At 35.8% G+C, this 17685-nt stretch carries 14 protein-coding genes; 10 read left to right on the forward strand and 4 right to left on the reverse strand.

Translation table 11 applies throughout. The annotated features are described in order from the left end of the window. The first annotated feature begins 110 nt into the window (after nucleotides 1–110). Entirely contained in the window at nucleotides 111–929 is an 819-nt protein-coding gene (gene panB / locus EV197_RS16075) for a 3-methyl-2-oxobutanoate hydroxymethyltransferase (protein WP_130287828.1), read from the forward strand. 52 nt (nucleotides 930–981) lie between these two features. Next, on the forward strand, nucleotides 982–1677 hold the full coding sequence (locus tag EV197_RS16080; protein ID WP_130287829.1) for an RluA family pseudouridine synthase: 696 nt from the start codon (nucleotides 982–984) through the stop codon (nucleotides 1675–1677). 7 nt (nucleotides 1678–1684) lie between these two features. Here EV197_RS16080 and EV197_RS16085 read toward each other — a convergent pair whose 3' ends face one another. Continuing rightward, complete coding sequence (locus tag EV197_RS16085) at nucleotides 1685–2542, reverse strand: DMT family transporter (RefSeq protein WP_130287830.1); 858 nt, start codon at nucleotides 2540–2542, stop codon at nucleotides 1685–1687. 5 nt (nucleotides 2543–2547) lie between these two features. Further along, on the reverse strand, nucleotides 2548–4092 hold the full coding sequence (locus tag EV197_RS16090) for a hypothetical protein (protein ID WP_130287831.1): 1545 nt from the start codon (nucleotides 4090–4092) through the stop codon (nucleotides 2548–2550). 203 nt (nucleotides 4093–4295) lie between these two features. Between EV197_RS16090 and EV197_RS16095 the strand changes: the two genes are divergently transcribed. From EV197_RS16095 to EV197_RS16120, 6 genes are all read left to right on the forward strand, one after another. Next, on the forward strand, nucleotides 4296–5468 hold the full coding sequence (locus tag EV197_RS16095; protein WP_130287832.1) for a 2-isopropylmalate synthase: 1173 nt from the start codon (nucleotides 4296–4298) through the stop codon (nucleotides 5466–5468). Between the two features lie 67 nt (nucleotides 5469–5535). Further along, entirely contained in the window at nucleotides 5536–6918 is a 1383-nt protein-coding gene (gene leuC / locus EV197_RS16100; RefSeq protein ID WP_130287833.1) for a 3-isopropylmalate dehydratase large subunit, read from the forward strand. Between the two features lie 3 nt (nucleotides 6919–6921). Then, a complete protein-coding gene (gene leuD / locus EV197_RS16105; protein WP_130287834.1) occupies nucleotides 6922–7527 on the forward strand; it encodes a 3-isopropylmalate dehydratase small subunit in 606 nt (201 codons plus the stop codon). 15 nt (nucleotides 7528–7542) lie between these two features. Then, nucleotides 7543–8658: a 3-isopropylmalate dehydrogenase gene (gene leuB / locus EV197_RS16110; protein WP_130287835.1), complete on the forward strand. Its 1116-nt coding sequence runs from the start codon at nucleotides 7543–7545 to the stop codon at nucleotides 8656–8658. 695 nt (nucleotides 8659–9353) lie between these two features. Continuing rightward, nucleotides 9354–11048 (forward strand): T9SS type A sorting domain-containing protein, encoded by a 1695-nt coding sequence (locus EV197_RS16115; RefSeq protein ID WP_130287836.1) that lies wholly within the window; start codon nucleotides 9354–9356, stop codon nucleotides 11046–11048. A 97-nt stretch (nucleotides 11049–11145) separates the two neighbouring features. Further along, nucleotides 11146–12666 carry an ankyrin repeat domain-containing protein gene (locus tag EV197_RS16120; RefSeq protein WP_130287837.1) on the forward strand — a complete coding sequence of 507 codons (1521 nt, stop codon included), beginning with the start codon at nucleotides 11146–11148 and terminating at the stop codon, nucleotides 12664–12666. A gap of 358 nt (nucleotides 12667–13024) precedes the next feature. Here EV197_RS16120 and EV197_RS16125 read toward each other — a convergent pair whose 3' ends face one another. Then, nucleotides 13025–14104, reverse strand: coding sequence for a hypothetical protein (locus EV197_RS16125; RefSeq protein ID WP_130287838.1), 1080 nt, complete (start codon nucleotides 14102–14104; stop codon nucleotides 13025–13027). 94 nt (nucleotides 14105–14198) lie between these two features. After that, nucleotides 14199–14924, reverse strand: coding sequence for a hypothetical protein (locus EV197_RS16130; protein ID WP_130287839.1), 726 nt, complete (start codon nucleotides 14922–14924; stop codon nucleotides 14199–14201). A 691-nt stretch (nucleotides 14925–15615) separates the two neighbouring features. Between EV197_RS16130 and EV197_RS16135 the strand changes: the two genes are divergently transcribed. Beyond that, nucleotides 15616–16671 carry a tail fiber protein gene (locus tag EV197_RS16135; protein WP_130287840.1) on the forward strand — a complete coding sequence of 352 codons (1056 nt, stop codon included), beginning with the start codon at nucleotides 15616–15618 and terminating at the stop codon, nucleotides 16669–16671. Between the two features lie 7 nt (nucleotides 16672–16678). After that, complete coding sequence (locus EV197_RS16140) at nucleotides 16679–17680, forward strand: tail fiber protein (RefSeq protein WP_130287841.1); 1002 nt, start codon at nucleotides 16679–16681, stop codon at nucleotides 17678–17680. Nucleotides 17681–17685: the final 5 nt, after the last annotated feature.

Below are 17685 nucleotides of genomic sequence, written 5' to 3' on the forward strand. Positions count from 1 at the left end.
TAACTCATCATTTGAATGACTAGGGTAATAACTATCCTATTTCTAATAAGACTTGTTGTGATGATATCTCGAATTGATTACTTTTACAACCACATAAAAACTACAACACCATGTCAACCGCTAAAAAAGATTACAAAAGAGTAACGGTAAAATCTCTCATAGATATGAAAGCAAATGGAGAAAAGATCTCTATGCTTACTGGATATGATTACACCATGGCCAAGATTATCGATGGCGCCGGTGTCGATGTGATTTTAGTTGGAGACAGTGCCTCAAACGTAATGGCGGGACATGAGACAACGCTACCTATTACGTTAGATCAAATGATTTATCATGCCTCATCCGTAATTAGAGCAATTGACAGGGCCTTAGTTGTTGTAGATCTTCCTTTTGGGAGTTATCAAAGTGATCCTAAAGAGGCTTTGCGTAGTGCTATCAGAATAATGAAAGAGTCCGGTGCGCATGCAGTAAAAATGGAGGGCGGAAAAGAAATAAAAGAGTCTATTAAAAGAATTCTACACGCTGGCATACCTGTAATGGGACATCTTGGTCTAACGCCACAATCCATCTATAAATTCGGGACTTATACCGTAAGAGCCAGAGAGGAAGCAGAAGCTGCCAAGCTCAAAGAAGACGCCAAAATGCTTGAAAAAATAGGCTGTTTCGCCTTAGTACTAGAAAAAGTTCCCGCAGATCTAGCCAAAGAAGTTGCTGAAAGCTTAACCATACCTGTAATTGGTATAGGAGCTGGTAACGGTGTTGACGGACAAGTTTTAGTTACTCACGACATGCTAGGAATGACGCACGAATTCAATCCTCGATTTTTGAGACGCTATTTGGATTTACACACGGAAATGACTACTGCATTTCAAGAGTATGTCAAAGATGTAAAGGCACTTAGGTTTCCAAGTGAAGACGAACAGTATTAAGCGTAATACTAACTTAAATTCTTTGCTTTCACCTAAATTCTTATAGCTTTTCATGTCAAAAACTTTATCTCATAAAGATAATTTACAGGTACTATATGAAGACAACCACATCATTGTAGTCAATAAACGACCTGGTGATATTGTACAGGGTGACAAAACAGGTGATAAACCCCTTAGTGAAGTTGTCAAAGAATATATCGCTGAAAAATATAACAAAACGGGGAATGTATACTTAGGTGTTGTGCATCGTCTAGATCGTCCTACCAGTGGTATTGTTTTATTTGCTCGTACTAGTAAAGCACTACCACGGTTAAACAAGTTATTTGCGGCCAAAGAAGCTCAAAAAAAATATTGGGCAATAGTTAAACAGGTACCACCAAAGCAAAACGATGAGCTAACACATTGGTTAAAACGTAACCCAAAACAAAATAAATCTTACGCGCATAACAAAGAAGTCGAAGGTAGCAAAAAAGCAAAATTGGCGTATACTTTGCTCAAACAATTGACTAATTATTACCTTTTAGAAATTGATTTATTTACGGGGCGACATCATCAAATACGATCACAATTGTCAGCCATCGGTTCTGTGATCAAAGGAGACCTAAAATACGGTGCGGATCGAAGTAATAAAGATGGAAGCATTCATCTACACGCAAGAGTCCTGCAATTCATTCATCCCGTTAAAAAAACAGAAATTACAATCACAGCTCCACCGCCCGATGATCCGATTTGGAATGACTGCATTTAATTAAGTGTTACTTATACGTTCTGACACTTTCAATTACCACTGCTGTTAAAATTAAAGCCCCTCCGATAATAGTAGATAAAGAGGGAATTTCGTTTAAAAAAACAACGCCAATTAAGATCCCATAAATAGGCTGTACACTGCCTAAAATACTTGCGGTGGTAATAGAAAACTTTTTAAAACTTAAAACATATAAGGTATGTCCTATCGCTGTAGTGAGTAATGCCAAGGTAACCACAGGTAACCATTGACCGGAAATTCCTGAGCTATCCAAAACAAAAAGCAACGGAAGTAAACCAATAGAGATAACCACTAATTGATACCACATTAATGTAGAACCGTGATAGCTCTTAACCTTAGTTTTTGTGATCAAATTTCGAATCGCATAGCACAATGCTGAAAAAACTCCAAAACATACTGCTTTGGTGTACGAATTATCCAAATCAAAATCAGGCACTAAAAAGTAAATCCCCAACAAAACTAACAGCGCTAGTAACAAATGCATTTTTTGAAATCTGGTTTTTAAAATCAAGGGTTCTAAAAAAGCAGTCAGAATGGGATAGGTAAATATGGACAGCATACCAATAGCGACATTGGATAATTTTAAGGCATAGAAATAAGTAATCCAATGTGCTCCCATAAGAATCCCACTCAATACTATTCCTGTTCTATCCTTTGGAGCAATGCTAATTGAGATGTTCTTCCACCTACAATAGGCATACAAAAAAAACGCTGCAAATAACGCTCTAAAACCTATTATCACAGGGACCGGCATGTCTATATATCTTCCTAATGCTCCTGATGTACTAATGAAAAACATCGCTAGATTTATTTCTAGCAAATTGGTAAAGTGCGTTTTTTGTTGCATTTATGTTATCTAATCGATTGTTTTGCTTTTTCTTTGATAATATCTGAAACAGGTCTGCCCTGAATGTTACTTTCAAGCCAAGATAGAATATCTAAATATAAAAAGGCACGTTTTTCATAGGGATGATTTTCATACTTTTTCAAAGTCGAATGTAATTTTCTAAATTCATCCTTGATTTGTTGTGGATAGATATCTCCCAAATTTCGTAAGAATTTTATCATTTCTTTTTGAACTTCGTGCAAATCATCCATTTTGATCAAAAATCGATAGGTTTCTTTGAGTTGTGTTTCTAAATGATAATCCCGTCCTGATTCATAATGTGCTACCAAAGACAGCACCCGAGAAAAACACATTAAATCTTCGCGCATTTGCAGCGATTTATTCTCTATAATCTTTTTGAGATATTCAATACATTTTTTGTGGTTACCCATCCCAAAATACAAACAACCTATTTTATAATAAAACACCATGATGTGGTGATCATCCAACTTATTACTATAGTTAGCAATACCATCTTCAATTTCGCTTACCAGATACTCACCTTCGGCAAAGGTTCCTTCTAAAAAGTGACTATTGAGTTTATTATTATACAAAAACTGAAAAGATAGCACCTCAATGTTATCATCCTTTGGAAAATCTTTGTCTTGGATTACTTTTTCAAAATTTAGTAATGTTTGTTGCAATTGACTTTGATCTTTGATAAGGTATAAAGACTCCATCAAATAATGATACCCCCTTAAAAAAAACACCGGGTTTAACGAAATCATTTGTGGGTATTCATAAAAAAGATCTACCCATTTTTTAGAGTATTTGTAACAGGATAAAAAATCCTGAATCATAAAACTATACCACAAATGCGCATTATACAACCACAACTTTTCTCTAAACCCAAGTAGATTCCAGTCATATTTGGGTAGTTTGCTATGAAAATAATTCGAAATAATATTGTGCTCTTTGTCGTTCCTCACATATCCACTTTTGAGCATTAAACCATAAAGCTGTAGCGACAGATTTGATAAACGGCTGGTAAGCACGTTTTTCATACTTAGCATTTTCGCTTCTTCTGTTAGCTCATCCGCTCTGGTGTTAATACTTCTGGTAATGTATTGTGTTTCTATAATCTTTTCGAGCTCTACTATTTCATAAGCACTATTATTCTCTTCATTTTCAATAGCAATAGATTTAGCTTTATCTAAGATTTTTAAACTCTGCTTATACAAACCTTTATGGTATAAAATTGAAGCAAAATCTAATTGCTCTCGTATTTGCGAACGAATATTTTGATGTACCGGACTCAGCCTAAGACTAATCAAAATTTGTTTGTATAAATGGGCCTTCAAGTTGGATAATTGCTGCTTGGTGACGATTCCTTTTTTGACGATCAACTCTTCGTCTATCTTATCACTTTTATCTAAATGATTAAATAGCGCTAAAAACTTAGAATCTGTATTGACCCCTAATCTTCCTACATAAACTTTAAACTGTCTCTTTTCAGATTTAGAAAGAGATTTCACCAAAATAAACAACGGATCTTTTTGGTCACTAGTCATTGTAAGAGAATTGTTTTTAACTTGTTGATTTAAAGATATTTAAATTTAAAAAAAGAAAGTTTAGCATTGTAAACCAAAGCAGATAAACCCGTTTTTCTCATAGCCAAAATATAAATTCGTAGGAGAATTAGGAAACAACTAAGAGAGAAACTTCAAAAATTGAAGACTCTTCAAAAAAACTAACTCAAAAACTAGAAATTCGTATGAGTAAAGACAAAGTTCAAATTTTTGATACCACACTAAGAGATGGAGAACAAGTTCCAGGATGTAAATTAAATACTGAGCAAAAACTAGTGATTGCCAGGCAACTCGACTACTTAGGCGTGGATATCATTGAAGCCGGTTTTCCTGTCTCAAGTCCAGGGGACTTTACTTCTGTAGAAGCAATTTCTAAAGTCGTCAAAAATGCAACTGTTTGTGGATTAACACGAGCTGTGGAAAATGATATACGTGTAGCGGCAGATGCGCTTAAATATGCTAAAAGACCAAGAATACACACAGGTATAGGTACCTCAGACTCTCATATCAAATATAAGTTCAATTCTACAAGAGAAAAAGTGATCGAGCGTGGGATTGCCGCCGTCAAATTAGCCAAATCCTTTGTGGAAGATGTAGAGTTTTATGCCGAAGATGCCGGAAGAACAGAAAACGAATACCTGGCACGCGTATGCGAAGCGATGATCAAAGCAGGTGCTACTGTTCTTAATATTCCGGATACTACCGGTTATTGTTTACCTGAAGAATACGGTGAAAAAATAAAATACTTGAAAGAAAATGTGAAAGGTATTGATAAGGTTATTATTTCTTGCCACTGCCATAATGATTTAGGGTTAGCCACTGCCAATTCCATTGCAGGAGCAATAAATGGAGCAAGACAGATAGAATGTACAATCAATGGTATAGGAGAGCGCGCAGGTAATACTTCATTAGAAGAAGTAGTTATGATCTTAAGACAACATCCTTATCTTAATCTCAATACTGATATCAACACCCGTCTATTATATGAAACGAGTTTGATGGTATCAGAAAAAATGGGTATGGTGGTGCAGCCTAATAAAGCTATTGTAGGCGCTAATGCTTTTGCCCACAGCTCAGGGATACACCAGGATGGAGTAATCAAAAATCGCGAAACCTATGAAATCATCGATCCTGAAGAAGTTGGAGTTACCGAATCTGCTATTGTACTTACCGCCAGAAGCGGTAGAGCAGCACTAGCCTACAGAGCTAAAAAAGTGGGTTATGAATTAACCAAGCTTCAGTTGGATGCAGTCTATCAAGAATTTTTAAAGTTTGCGGATCGCAAAAAAGAAGTGGTTGATGAAGATATCCACCATATTATGAAAAATGTAGATGTAGCTGTTGCTATCGCAGTATAAATTTATAAAAAAAGTAAAGGCGAGTCTGATGAAATACTTCAGGCTCGTTCTGGTATAAAAAATGAACATGAAAAAAACATTATTTGATAAAGTATGGGATGCCCACGTCGTTAAAGAAATAGAAGATGGTCCCCAAATACTATATATCGATAAACATTTAATACACGAGGTCACAAGCCCTCAAGCTTTTAGTGAGTTAGAGCGACGTAATATTCCGATCTTTAGACCGGATCAAATCGTGGCTACGGCAGATCATAATACCCCAACCATGGATCAACATCTGCCAATTAAAGATGTACTATCAAGAAACCAGCTAGAGCAACTGACAAAAAATTGCGAAAAATATGGTATTACGCTGTATGGATTAGGACACGAATACAATGGAATTGTCCACGTTATGGCACCTGAGCTTGGTATTACTCAACCCGGAATGACAATGGTATGTGGGGACAGCCACACCTCTACGCACGGAGCCTTCGGCTCCATTGCTTTTGGAATCGGCACCAGTCAGGTGGCACAAGTATTTGCAAGTCAATGCTTACTGCTACAAAAACCAAAAAGTCTAAGGGTTAATGTTAACGGTAAACTTAAACCAGGTGTTTTGCCAAAAGATGTGATATTATACATCATTGCACAGCTTGGCACCAATGCAGGAACCGGGTACTTTTGTGAGTATGCCGGCAATGTATTTGAAGAAATGTCTATGGAAGGACGAATGACCGTATGCAATATGAGCATTGAAATGGGTGCTCGCGGTGGCATGATTGCTCCGGATGAGACCACATTTGAGTATGTAAGAGGTCGCGAATTTGCTCCTAAAGGTGAAGAGCTTACGCAAAAGATTGCGTATTGGAAAACCTTACCAACCGATGAAGGTGCTGTATTTGACAAAGAATATCATTTTGATGCTGCGGATATTGAGCCTATGATTACCTATGGCACCAACCCAGGGATGGGCATTAAAATATCCGCCTCCATACCAAACTCAACCAGTGCTTCTTTTGAAAAGTCATTGAAATATATGAATTTCAAAAAAGGACAATCGCTGGTTAATCAGCCAATTAACTACGTATTTATCGGAAGCTGTACCAATAGCAGGATCGAAGATTTTAGAATTGCAGCCAGTTATATTAAAGGAAAGCAAAAAGCAGAAAATGTAACGGCCTGGTTCGTTCCTGGCTCACAACAAGTTGCCAAACAGATTGAACAAGAAGGGTTAAGGGAAGTATTTGAGTCCGCAGGATTTCAGCTGCGCCAACCTGGATGCTCTGCCTGCCTGGCGATGAATGATGATAAAATTCCAGAAGGCGAATATTGCGTCTCCACCTCGAATAGAAATTTTGAAGGAAGACAGGGACAAGGAGCAAGAACCATACTAGCCAGTCCCCTAGTTGCGGCAGCTACAGCTGTCGAGGGAAAGATTATTGATATTACTAAACATTTAAATTAATATATGGATAAGTTCGTAAAGCTTACCGATACCGCTATACCGTTACCTATAGAAAATGTAGATACGGATCAAATTATACCCGCACGTTTTTTAAAAGCGACTAGTAGAGAAGGGTTTGGAGAAAATCTTTTTAGAGATTGGCGATATACTAAAGCGGGTAGCCCTAATGAAGACTTTGTACTGAACAACCCTACCTACACGGGCCAAATTTTGGTTGCCGGAGATAATTTTGGTTGTGGATCCAGCAGAGAACACGCGGCATGGGCCTTACACGATTATGGGTTTAAAGTAGTGGTTTCGAGTTTTTTTGCAGATATTTTCAAAGGTAATGCCTTAAATAATGGGGTGCTTCCTGTACAGGTTAGTGCTAACTTCTTAACTGAGTTATTATACACCATTGAGCAAGATCCTAAAACCGAAATCGAAGTCGATTTAGAACATCAAAAAATCACCATAAAAAATACAGGTAGCAGTGAGGATTTTGAAATCAATAGCTACAAAAAAACATGTTTGATTAATGGTTATGATGACATCGACTTTTTATTCAGTAATACAAAAGAAATTGAGCAGTTTGAAAAGAATGCAAAACTGTCAGCAGTAAATAATTAAAATCTATATACGCTAATGAAATTAGATATAGCTGTATTATCAGGTGATGGTATAGGACCTGAGGTAACCGCTCAGGCGATCAAGGCCTTAGAAGCCATAGGACATGCTTTTGACCACACCTTTATTTTTAAAGAAGCTTTGGTAGGTGCCACTGCAATTGACAAAACCGGAGATCCATTACCTGAAGAAACACTTCAACTATGTGTGGATACCGATGCGGTACTGTTTGGGGCCATTGGAGACCCTAAATATGATAATGATCCCTCTGCGCCAGTTCGCCCGGAACAAGGCTTATTAAAATTACGAAAAGAATTAGGGCTCTATGCCAACATTAGACCCGTTAAAGCTTATCCTACCCAATTGGATAAATCACCGCTTAAACGTGAGATAATTGAGGGTACCGATATTTCTATCTATAGAGAATTGACCGGAGGAATCTATTTTGGTAAAAAACATCTTAGTGAAGATGGTGAGTTGGCATCAGATCTTTGCGAATACTCTAGAGCTGAAATTGAGCGAATCGCACATCAAGCATTTAAAGCTGCCGAAAAAAGAAGAAACAAATTAACCCTGGTCGATAAAGCGAATGTACTCGAATCATCCAGATTGTGGCGTAAGGTCGTCAAAGAAATTGCCTACGAATATCCTGAGGTTGCTTTAGATTTTCTATTTGTAGATAATGCGGCCATGCAAATGATTTTAAATCCAAGCCAATTTGATGTTATACTCACAGAGAATATGTTTGGTGATATCATCTCTGACGAAGCCAGTGTAATTGGTGGGTCTATTGGATTACTAGCCTCTGCTTCTGTTGGAGACACCTGTTGTATGTTTGAGCCGATACATGGTTCCTACCCCCAGGCAACAGGTAAAGGAATCGCCAATCCGATTGCGGCTATCTTATCGGCATCCATGCTACTTGAGCATTTTGATTTATTGGAAGAAGCGAATCTAATTAACAGTGCAGTAGAAAAAGCCTTAGAACTGAATGTAACCACACCAGATATCAATACTATTAATCCATTAACTACAGAAAAAGTTGGAGATTTTATAGCGGACTATATTTTAAACCCCAAGGATACCAATTTAAATTTTGAAAACATCCATATTGGACAGTCAACAATAATTTAGTCGATTCTATTTTGTTTATAGTAAAAAGCAATCAAGATGCAAGACTTGATTGCTTTTTTATTTGAATCAAAACCTATCTAATCTATTAGGTCTTAAGACTCTTAAACAAATCAAAGATTAAACCCCTATAAACAAACGTGAGCTAGAACAACTCTTTTAGCAATATCAACTATGGTTTCATCTATTCCTCAAACCACCTAATTTTTATTTTAGTTAAAACTGATTTGTGGCATTGTATTCCGGTGGTAGTAGTTAATTTCTACAAAATTGAAGCTTTAGCGTATGAAGTAGATTTTAATAATAAAGTAACTTTTTACAAGGCTTTTTCAAAATGCACCAATACTACCCCTTCCAAATTCCGGAAGCTCAATTAAAAGAGTTAATAATAATAATTTTTAATGCTTACCATTATTCACCGGACCGAGACTAAGGGAATAAAACGATTTATGTTGTAATTAAAATTACATATCCAATGAAACAATTATTTACAACTCATAAATCGAATCTAAGCATTTTTATCAATTCGCTATGCCTACCAATCCATCTCGGTGCTATAGCCGCTAGTGCTTAATAGTATAACACAAATCATCCCTCAGTTTTTCTTCGTAAGCTATTAATTGCTATACGTCCCCATTACGCTCGAAATTAAACCATCATTACTAATTTGCTTTACCAATATTTAATACAGTTTCAATATGAAAAATTTTTACTGCACTTCGCTACTTACCATTTTTTTAATAAATACGCTACACGCTCAAACTTTTGAGTGGGCGATTGCTATGGGTGCTGAATCCAATGATTATGGAAACGCAATAACAACTGATGCTCAAGACAATGTATATACTACAGGTTACTTTAATAATATCGTAGACTTTAACCCCGGGTCGGGTACCGTTGCACTGGCTAGTAATGGGGCTAGCGATATTTTTATACAAAAATTAGACGCTGAAGGCAATTTTTTATGGGCAGAAAGCATTGGCAATACTGGTATTGATAGTGGTGAATCCGTAGTTACTGATGCTGATGGAAATGTTTATATTACAGGTAGTTTTTCGAATACAGTAGATTTTAATCCAGGGTCAGGAGTATTCAATCTTAGCTCAAATGGTAGTTCCGATATTTTTATTCTAAAACTAGATACGAACGGTAATTTTCTATGGGCTAAAAGTATAGGCGGTTCTAGTCCAGATTTAGGAACTTCTATAGCTATTTCAAACAATGCTTTATACTTAACTGGATCTTTTAGCAATACTGTTGATTTCGATTCTGGCACATCATCTTTCGCGTTAAGCTCCCAAGGTGCTTCCGATATCTTTGTTTTAAAGCTTGATTTAAACGGAGAGTTTATTTGGGCTAAATCTGTGGGCGGTAGTGCTTCAGACTATGGCAAGGCCTTAACCATCGATACAAATGATCATATCTATATTACAGGTGTTTTTAGTGAAATAGTTGACTTTGATCCAAATGCAGCTATGTATAATCTGTCTTCTGTAGGAGGCAGTGAAGATGTTTTTATTCTTAAACTAAACTCCGATGGTAACCTTGTCTGGGCCAAAGCTATAGGAAGCGGCGGTGATGATATCGGTAATGCCATAAAAACAGATAGTAATAACAATGTTTATACGGTTGGTATTTTCGAAGAAACCATTGACTTGGATCCCAATACTGGAGTTGAAAACCATACTGCTGTTGGATTGGAGGATGTTTTTTTACAAAAATTAGATGTTAATGGTAACTTTTTATGGGCTACGCAGATTGGTAGTAACTGGTTTGACGAAGGAAATTCCTTATTTATCGATTCTGATGACAATGTCTATACTACAGGAGGTTTTAGGGATCCAGCAGATTTCGACCCGGGCCCAAATGAGCATATCTTAACACCATCAGGTGGTGCTGATATGTTTATTCAAAAATTAGATGCTAACGGTAACTTAGTTTGGGTATCACAAACAAGCGGGGGCACTCAAGAGTATGGTTTTGCCATTACTGGAAATAGTAATGGTACTATACTTACTACCGGTATTTTCTCAGGAAACGTGGATTTTGATCCTGGTGATGATGTATTTAACCTTAGTGGTACAGAGGGAGGCTTATTTGATACTTTTATCCTAAAACTGAATAACAATTCACTAACTACGGACGAGTTTACGAAATATAACTTTACGATGTATCCAAACCCAGCAAAACATCGCGTAACATTAGGTTTACAACATACAGTACCTAACGGAACCATCACGATTTATAATTCTGGGGGGCAACAAGTACGTCAATTTACAACTAACGGAGATCATAATGCATCTATAAATTTAGAGAATTTAACCACCGGCCTCTATGTACTCCGTCTAACAACAGCATCTCATAGTATTAGTAAAGTATTGATTATCGAATAGCTCAACCACCTGCGATTGAATATGCTTTTTAATCTGCAAAACTTACAATACACCAATCCTAGCTAAGGAATAACGCATCAAAATCAAGAAAAGAAAAATGACTACCATAAAACAACTACTTATTTTAAGTGCATTTATTTTAGTAAGTATAAAAACATTTGGACAACAACAGTTGAATGTATTTGATAAAAACGGCAAAACACCTTTATTAAATGCAATAACAACGATTGATGTGCCTTCAATAAAAAAATTAATAAAAAATGGTGCCGATGTAAACCTTAAAGAACAGAGCGGTTTACAAGGAACACCACTTATGTATGCTACGAGTACCGGAAATTTAGCGCTGTGTAAACTTTTATTCAAAAGCGGCGCAGATATCAACCTGACTGATACCAATAAGGACTCGGCGTTAAATTGGGCAACGTATTACGGCCACGTCCAAATAATGAATTATCTAATTTCAAAAGGAGCAGATTACACTGCTAAAAGTAAACACGGTACAGCATTGGATGTAGCGTTGAGGCTCTGGCATAATGATTCAGTCATAGAAGTTTTTAGACCTTATTATACATCTAAGAAGCATATCAAGGGAGAAAGAAAGCTTATTGAATACGTGTCACAGCGTCAGTTCGATAAGATCATAAATAAATGGAATACAACTATATCATTTGATTTAAAAGATAATCTTGGTATACCCCTATTACAATATGCTGTGCAGTCTAATCATAAAAAACTGACTCAATTTTTAATAACTAATGGCGCTACAATAGATATTTTAAATCCAGTTGGACAAACTCCATTGGCTTGGGCCGCCAGAAAGGGGCATTTAGAAATGGTTGAACTTCTTTTAGAAGCAGGAGCAGATCCAAATAAAACAGATTCAACATTTCAACTGACCCCGCTAATCGCTGCTGCTATTAAAGGTGATACAGAAATAGGAAAGCTATTGCTACAAAACAATGCAAACCTGGCACATAGAGATGTCATTAATAATGCAACCGCACTACACTGGGCTGTTTCTGAAAAGAATACTGAGTTTGCCAAAATGCTAGTTCATCAAGGAGCAGATTATCATAACAAGGCATTACAGGATGATACTTATTCTGCATATGATTTAGCGCAATATTATAAAAACAACGATTTACTGTCCTTTTTTAATTCGTTAGATAATGAAAAAAAACAGTCTGATTTGATAGGCTCTTGGAAAGTTAAAGAAATACATTATTTGTACCCGGATACTATCTATCGTCAAACTGATTTAGAATATGGAAGGTTTCTCCTAACAAAAAATAAGTATTCCATTGTGTACAATCCTACTCTAAGTGAGCGTATTCCTTTTAAAAATTTATCAAATCCAGAAGATGCTGAAATCAAAAAAGCTTTTCTGAGCATTGTCTTTAACAGTGGTAGTTATAACATAGTTAAAGATATTCTGCGTACCACTGCGGATATTGCTAAAGTACCAGGATTTGAAGGTGGACAGCAATCGTATACAATTAAACTAGAGGATGCAAATCGATTACAGTTAGTTCTGTTTGATGAAACTTATCCCAATGGTAAAAAACCAGAGTGGTTAGGTAAGATAAAAGTTAGGTTTGTTTTTACTAAAGAAAAATAGTGACTATTAACTTTTTTATGTGATATTCATAGGTTAAAACAAATCTCAGACATATAAGCCGCGCATCTATTTAAATTCAATTTTATGACATCGTTTATTTCTAAATTAGTAAGCACTTATCTGGCCAATTATATTTTAAACCCCAAGGATACCAATTTAAATTTTGAAAACATCCATATTGGACAGTCAACAATAATTTAGTCGATTCTATTTTGTTTATTGTAAAAAGCAATCAAGATGCAAGACTTGATTGCTTTTTTTTGACGCATAAAAAAGGTGTATAGCAATTGCTACACACCTTTTATTACTCTTGTCTTACCTTTATTAGTAAGTAAAATAGTAAAGATCTAATGCTTTATTATTTCCTTTTTAACCAAAAGTCTTCATTCATACCTTCGATAAGCTTCATTGGATCCGAATTTTCAGATCGTACCTGTTCAGCGATAGGCACAACTTTTTTATCCTTTACTTCAAATTCAAACACTCTCGGTGTTGCTTCGTGATCAAATGTTATTTCTAACTTATATTGACCATCTTCAATATTTTCATAGTTTATGTAGTCAGATCCATTCTTAGATTCTAGTAATCTTAAAGATGTTTTTTCTAACTTATAAGTACCTCTACTTACGTAAATAGATCTTGGCTCCTTGCTCTTTGCTATTACATTTCCTGATTTATATAACTTATAAGAATACTTACTGTCAAGATCTGTTTTTTTAGGGTTCGCTGGATTTGGATTAAATTCTAAATGTCTGGTAAATGCACCTAAAATCAAGTTCTCTCCTTTTTCAAATTTTAAATAGGCATAATCTTCCCAAGGACCTTCAACATACCATAGGGTACTTAAATCCGCATAAGCATCTGAATTTTTTTTGCTTTTAACCTCAAAATCAAAAGTATAATACTGTTTTTGACCTGCATAAAAATCAATTCTGTATGTACCAGTTCCATGTTCGTCTACCTGGATACGATCTTGAGAGTCCGCTTTGATGAATAACTTTTTGTTTCCACCACTTCTTTGAGAATCCTCGTATATAAATTCTTTAATTAGTTCGCCATCCTTATACACTTTGGTTTTAATATGCTTATCCGAAATGAAGCTAGCTTGACTTCCATCTTTTTTATTATTAGGTACAAATACAGCTTTGTAATAATTAACGTCAAGTGATCCTTTGTCCGAAAGTTCAGTGTTGCTTAACAACGATCTAAAGGTTACCGCGGCAGACATATCAAACTCTGACCAGTCCATTTCGACCTCTGCTTTGGCAGAAGTATTGTTTGATCCTGAATCCGAAGTTGAATTGTCATTAGCTTCCTTTCCTTGAAGTTTAGATTTAGCTTTTTTAGCTAATTTACCAAACTGTGCGTGACCAGATTCAACTCCTCCTAAAAGGATTAGACCAGCCATAGCAATTTTTAATAGGTTAGTGATTTTCATTTTTGTTATTAGATTAAGATTAAGTATGCTATGAAGCCCTCTGACTTCATAGTATGAAGTTGTGCAATCCCCAACTGGGTTATATAATTACCTTTTAGTTACAATCTGGTGGACAGCAGGATCCTGAGTCATACGGATTATCAGCTCTTTTAGTATCGATAGTTACCTCTCCATCCGCATTCAATGGCAAAAAGACCGGTGTCATTTTATCTTTTTCATTTATCCCCCATGATAAACTGATATAGTCTGAAGACGTATGTGATGCCATGTACTTTACCACAGAAGCGGGGTAGCTGAAATGATACAGCCGTTGTCCATCATAAGAAGTAAGTTCTTCTAATTTATTGACGTCTTTTTGTTCCCAAGCCATTACATATTGGTAAGCCGTTGCCGGTTGGATGGCGTGTTGTGCTACTTTGGTATCGGTGATCGCTGCTTTGTTGATCTGCTGCATTTCACATTTCTTCAGGCCTTGTGTAATGAATCGTTCTTCTGGGTATATGGTAATTTTCTCCATTATTTCACCAGTTGTCGTAACTCCGGCAAAAGTTACCACTAGTTCATTATCTAAAACCCCAGGTATGAACCGTACGCTTTCCACCTCTTGATCTCCTGCCAAAATCAGCAATTGTTTAGGTGTAATCGCATAGCTATTGTTTTTAGTACCAAATAATTCAGCAAGATCAGCTTCCTGCCAGTTTTTGGCTAATTCTTCTTGAGCTGGGAAAGACGCAGTGGCTTCTGTTGATTCCTCCTTTTGACAAGAGGCAAATAAAAGCCCTATCACAAACAGATTAATTAATCCTGTCTTTAATTTCATGGTTTTAAAAATTGAGTTAGTTCCTCGGTAAATGTAGCTAATGAATTTATGCCGACAAAAAATAATTTACTTGTAAATTTAAGCGTAGTTGTTAACAAACTCAATATCATAAAACTATAAGAGTCTTTTCCATAAAACCGTATTAATTATTTGAAATGTAGTATTTTAATGCAACACATCAATTAATTAGTAGGATTTTTTACACATAAATGCTAAAACCTTCCTGATTTTTAACCAAACAACTGTCTTTACCAACTGATTATCGATTACTTTTCATATTTCCTTAACAATTAACTCGAATAGTTGTGGTTTTACCTTTCCTCGTTTATTTTTGCACCTTTCTTAATCGGCCCCAAAACGATGAAAAATCACATCACAATACTTTTTCATAAACACATATATCAAAGTACACTGATATGCTTAATAAAAGTATATAACACATTACATATGTTAAAATTAAAAATATAAGGTAACATATTTTGATGTCATGACACATTATAATAAAACCACCTATATAAAATTGAATAAGCAGCTTGTATGAAATTATTTTTGACTGCCCTCAGCGTTTTTATTATTGATCTTGTCTATCGATGGATGACTATTAAATATACTACAGCAAGATTAAAGAAAATCAACTCTGATTTTATCTTAACTCACCTTTTTTTGTATCAAATTCTAATTTTCAAATGAAATGAAAAAACTTTTCTTTTTTGCCGGTATTTTATTGTGTTGCATCAATGCCATAGCACAAGACCATTATAAAATGAAATACTCCTTAGGGCAATCTTCCTACGGTAAATGGTATAAACTTATGAATATAGATCTTAACGGTAATGGACAGTACAATTCAATTAACATTACAGTTAACTTTCATTACGTAAACACTTTTATAAAATATAATGCTACAGCTGTTCTTCGATTAAGAGAAAATTCAACTGGTGATTGGCAACATAATGCTGAGGGGATTAATAAAAAAGTTTTAAAATTAAAAGAAGTCGCAAATAATATCTATGAGCTATGGGGTTTTTCTGCTGGTAATTATGGCCATTTGTCATTTACCTCTACGGTTACCAAAGAAGCTCCTTTTATTATGACTATTCCCAGTACACCGATCGTATCCTCAAATATTGACGCACTTGTCGATGTACCAATTCTAGGAGATTGGTACTTTTCATCCGGAAAAATAGAAGTACAAAAAGAAGGAACTTTTGCGGGAAAATGGAATCCTAATGAAAGCTATTTTACACTATCTAACCCTAATGGATCCAGTATTATGATGGATACCAACGAAATCTATAGTAGTGGAGCTTTACATATTGGATCTAAATCTGGAGAAATTGTAAGATTTAGAGCTATTACTGAAACATCCACAAGTGACAAAATGGTGATAAAAAATGATGGCAAGGTGGGTATTGGAACTATGTCTCCCGACTCCGAACTTACCGTAAAAGGCAACATCCACGCAGAGGAGATAAAAATAGACCTCTCCGTCCCCGCACCGGATTATGTATTTACCAAAGAATACGACTTGCTCTCTATCGAAGAAGTACAACAGCATATTGCTAATAAAGGACATCTGCCTAACATCCCCTCTGCTAAAGAAATGGAAGCTAATGGCGTTGAGCTTGGTGTAATGAACATGAAACTCCTAGAAAAAATTGAAGAACTGACCCTATACACGATTGAACAAGAAAAACGTATTAAGTCACTCGAAGAAAAATTAGAGAAAATTTTAAGCGCTAAATAACGATGCTATGAAGTATTTAATCACAGTTTTATTGATTCTAACCAGTATTGACATTGTAGCGCAACAGCAATATAATGAAGATGAACCAACAGCTAATATGGCTGGGGGCATCTACTATCAAATAGGTCCAGGAAGTAATAATACATTGAATTGGCAATATCCCTATGGTACTAAATTAACAGTAAGTGGATCTGCCTGTTGCAGGAATTTTGAATTAATCTCAACTGCCTATCCCCATGGTGATCTAAAATTTAGACAATGGGATGCAAGTGATAGTCAGTGGACTGGATGGAGATCTATTTTGATGGAGGACGAAAATGGTTTTGTTGGTTTAGGTATAACTACCCCACAATCTATATTCCATATCCAAAAAGGAGTTTCTGGTGGTAATCCTCACGGATATTCTGATCTTACTGTTGAAGATAATGAAAATGGAATGATCTCAATTTTAACACCAAACAATAAATTTGGATATTTTGGATTCGCTGATCAAGATGACGACTATGTTGCCGGAATGCAATACAATCACAGCTCTGATAAGCTAACATTTCGCGTAAACAATCACAATAGCGATGTAGTTATAGACAGTAATGGTAATGTAGGTATAGGAACCAACTCTCCTGACACTAAACTTACCGTAAAAGGAAACATCCACGCAGAAGAGGTAAAAATCGACCTATCCGTACCCGGACCAGATTATGTGTTTACCAAAGACTACGACTTGCTTTCTATCGAGGAAGTAAAACAGCATATTGCTGATAAAGGACATCTGCCTAACATACCCTCTGCTATAGAAATGGAAGCTAATGGTGTGGAACTGGGTGTAATGAATATGAAACTTTTAGAAAAGATTGAGGAGTTAACCTTGTATACCATTGCACAAGAAGAAAAACTTAATGAACTAGACACTTTAAAAGAACAAAATAAGACACTTCAAAAAGAACTCCGGGATCAAAAAATTAAACTAGCTAAACTAGAAGAAAAACTAAACCTGCTTTTAAAAGACTAAATAAC

The organism is Aquimarina brevivitae, from assembly GCF_004216895.1.
Lineage (GTDB): Bacteria > Bacteroidota > Bacteroidia > Flavobacteriales > Flavobacteriaceae > Aquimarina > Aquimarina brevivitae.

Excerpts from the sequence above, each read along its gene's own strand:
- panB (WP_130287828.1), top strand. The coding sequence starts at position 111 with ATGTCAACCGCTAAAAAAGATTACAAAAGAGTAACGGTAAAATCTCTC.
- EV197_RS16080 (WP_130287829.1), top strand. The coding sequence starts at position 982 with ATGTCAAAAACTTTATCTCATAAAGATAATTTACAGGTACTATATGAA.
- EV197_RS16085 (WP_130287830.1), bottom strand. The coding sequence starts at position 2,542 with ATGCAACAAAAAACGCACTTTACCAATTTGCTAGAAATAAATCTAGCG.
- EV197_RS16090 (WP_130287831.1), bottom strand. The coding sequence starts at position 4,092 with ATGACTAGTGACCAAAAAGATCCGTTGTTTATTTTGGTGAAATCTCTT.
- EV197_RS16095 (WP_130287832.1), top strand. The coding sequence starts at position 4,296 with ATGAGTAAAGACAAAGTTCAAATTTTTGATACCACACTAAGAGATGGA.
- leuC (WP_130287833.1), top strand. The coding sequence starts at position 5,536 with ATGAAAAAAACATTATTTGATAAAGTATGGGATGCCCACGTCGTTAAA.
- leuD (WP_130287834.1), top strand. The coding sequence starts at position 6,922 with ATGGATAAGTTCGTAAAGCTTACCGATACCGCTATACCGTTACCTATA.
- leuB (WP_130287835.1), top strand. The coding sequence starts at position 7,543 with ATGAAATTAGATATAGCTGTATTATCAGGTGATGGTATAGGACCTGAG.
- EV197_RS16115 (WP_130287836.1), top strand. The coding sequence starts at position 9,354 with ATGAAAAATTTTTACTGCACTTCGCTACTTACCATTTTTTTAATAAAT.
- EV197_RS16120 (WP_130287837.1), top strand. The coding sequence starts at position 11,146 with ATGACTACCATAAAACAACTACTTATTTTAAGTGCATTTATTTTAGTA.
- EV197_RS16125 (WP_130287838.1), bottom strand. The coding sequence starts at position 14,104 with ATGAAAATCACTAACCTATTAAAAATTGCTATGGCTGGTCTAATCCTT.
- EV197_RS16130 (WP_130287839.1), bottom strand. The coding sequence starts at position 14,924 with ATGAAATTAAAGACAGGATTAATTAATCTGTTTGTGATAGGGCTTTTA.
- EV197_RS16135 (WP_130287840.1), top strand. The coding sequence starts at position 15,616 with ATGAAAAAACTTTTCTTTTTTGCCGGTATTTTATTGTGTTGCATCAAT.
- EV197_RS16140 (WP_130287841.1), top strand. The coding sequence starts at position 16,679 with ATGAAGTATTTAATCACAGTTTTATTGATTCTAACCAGTATTGACATT.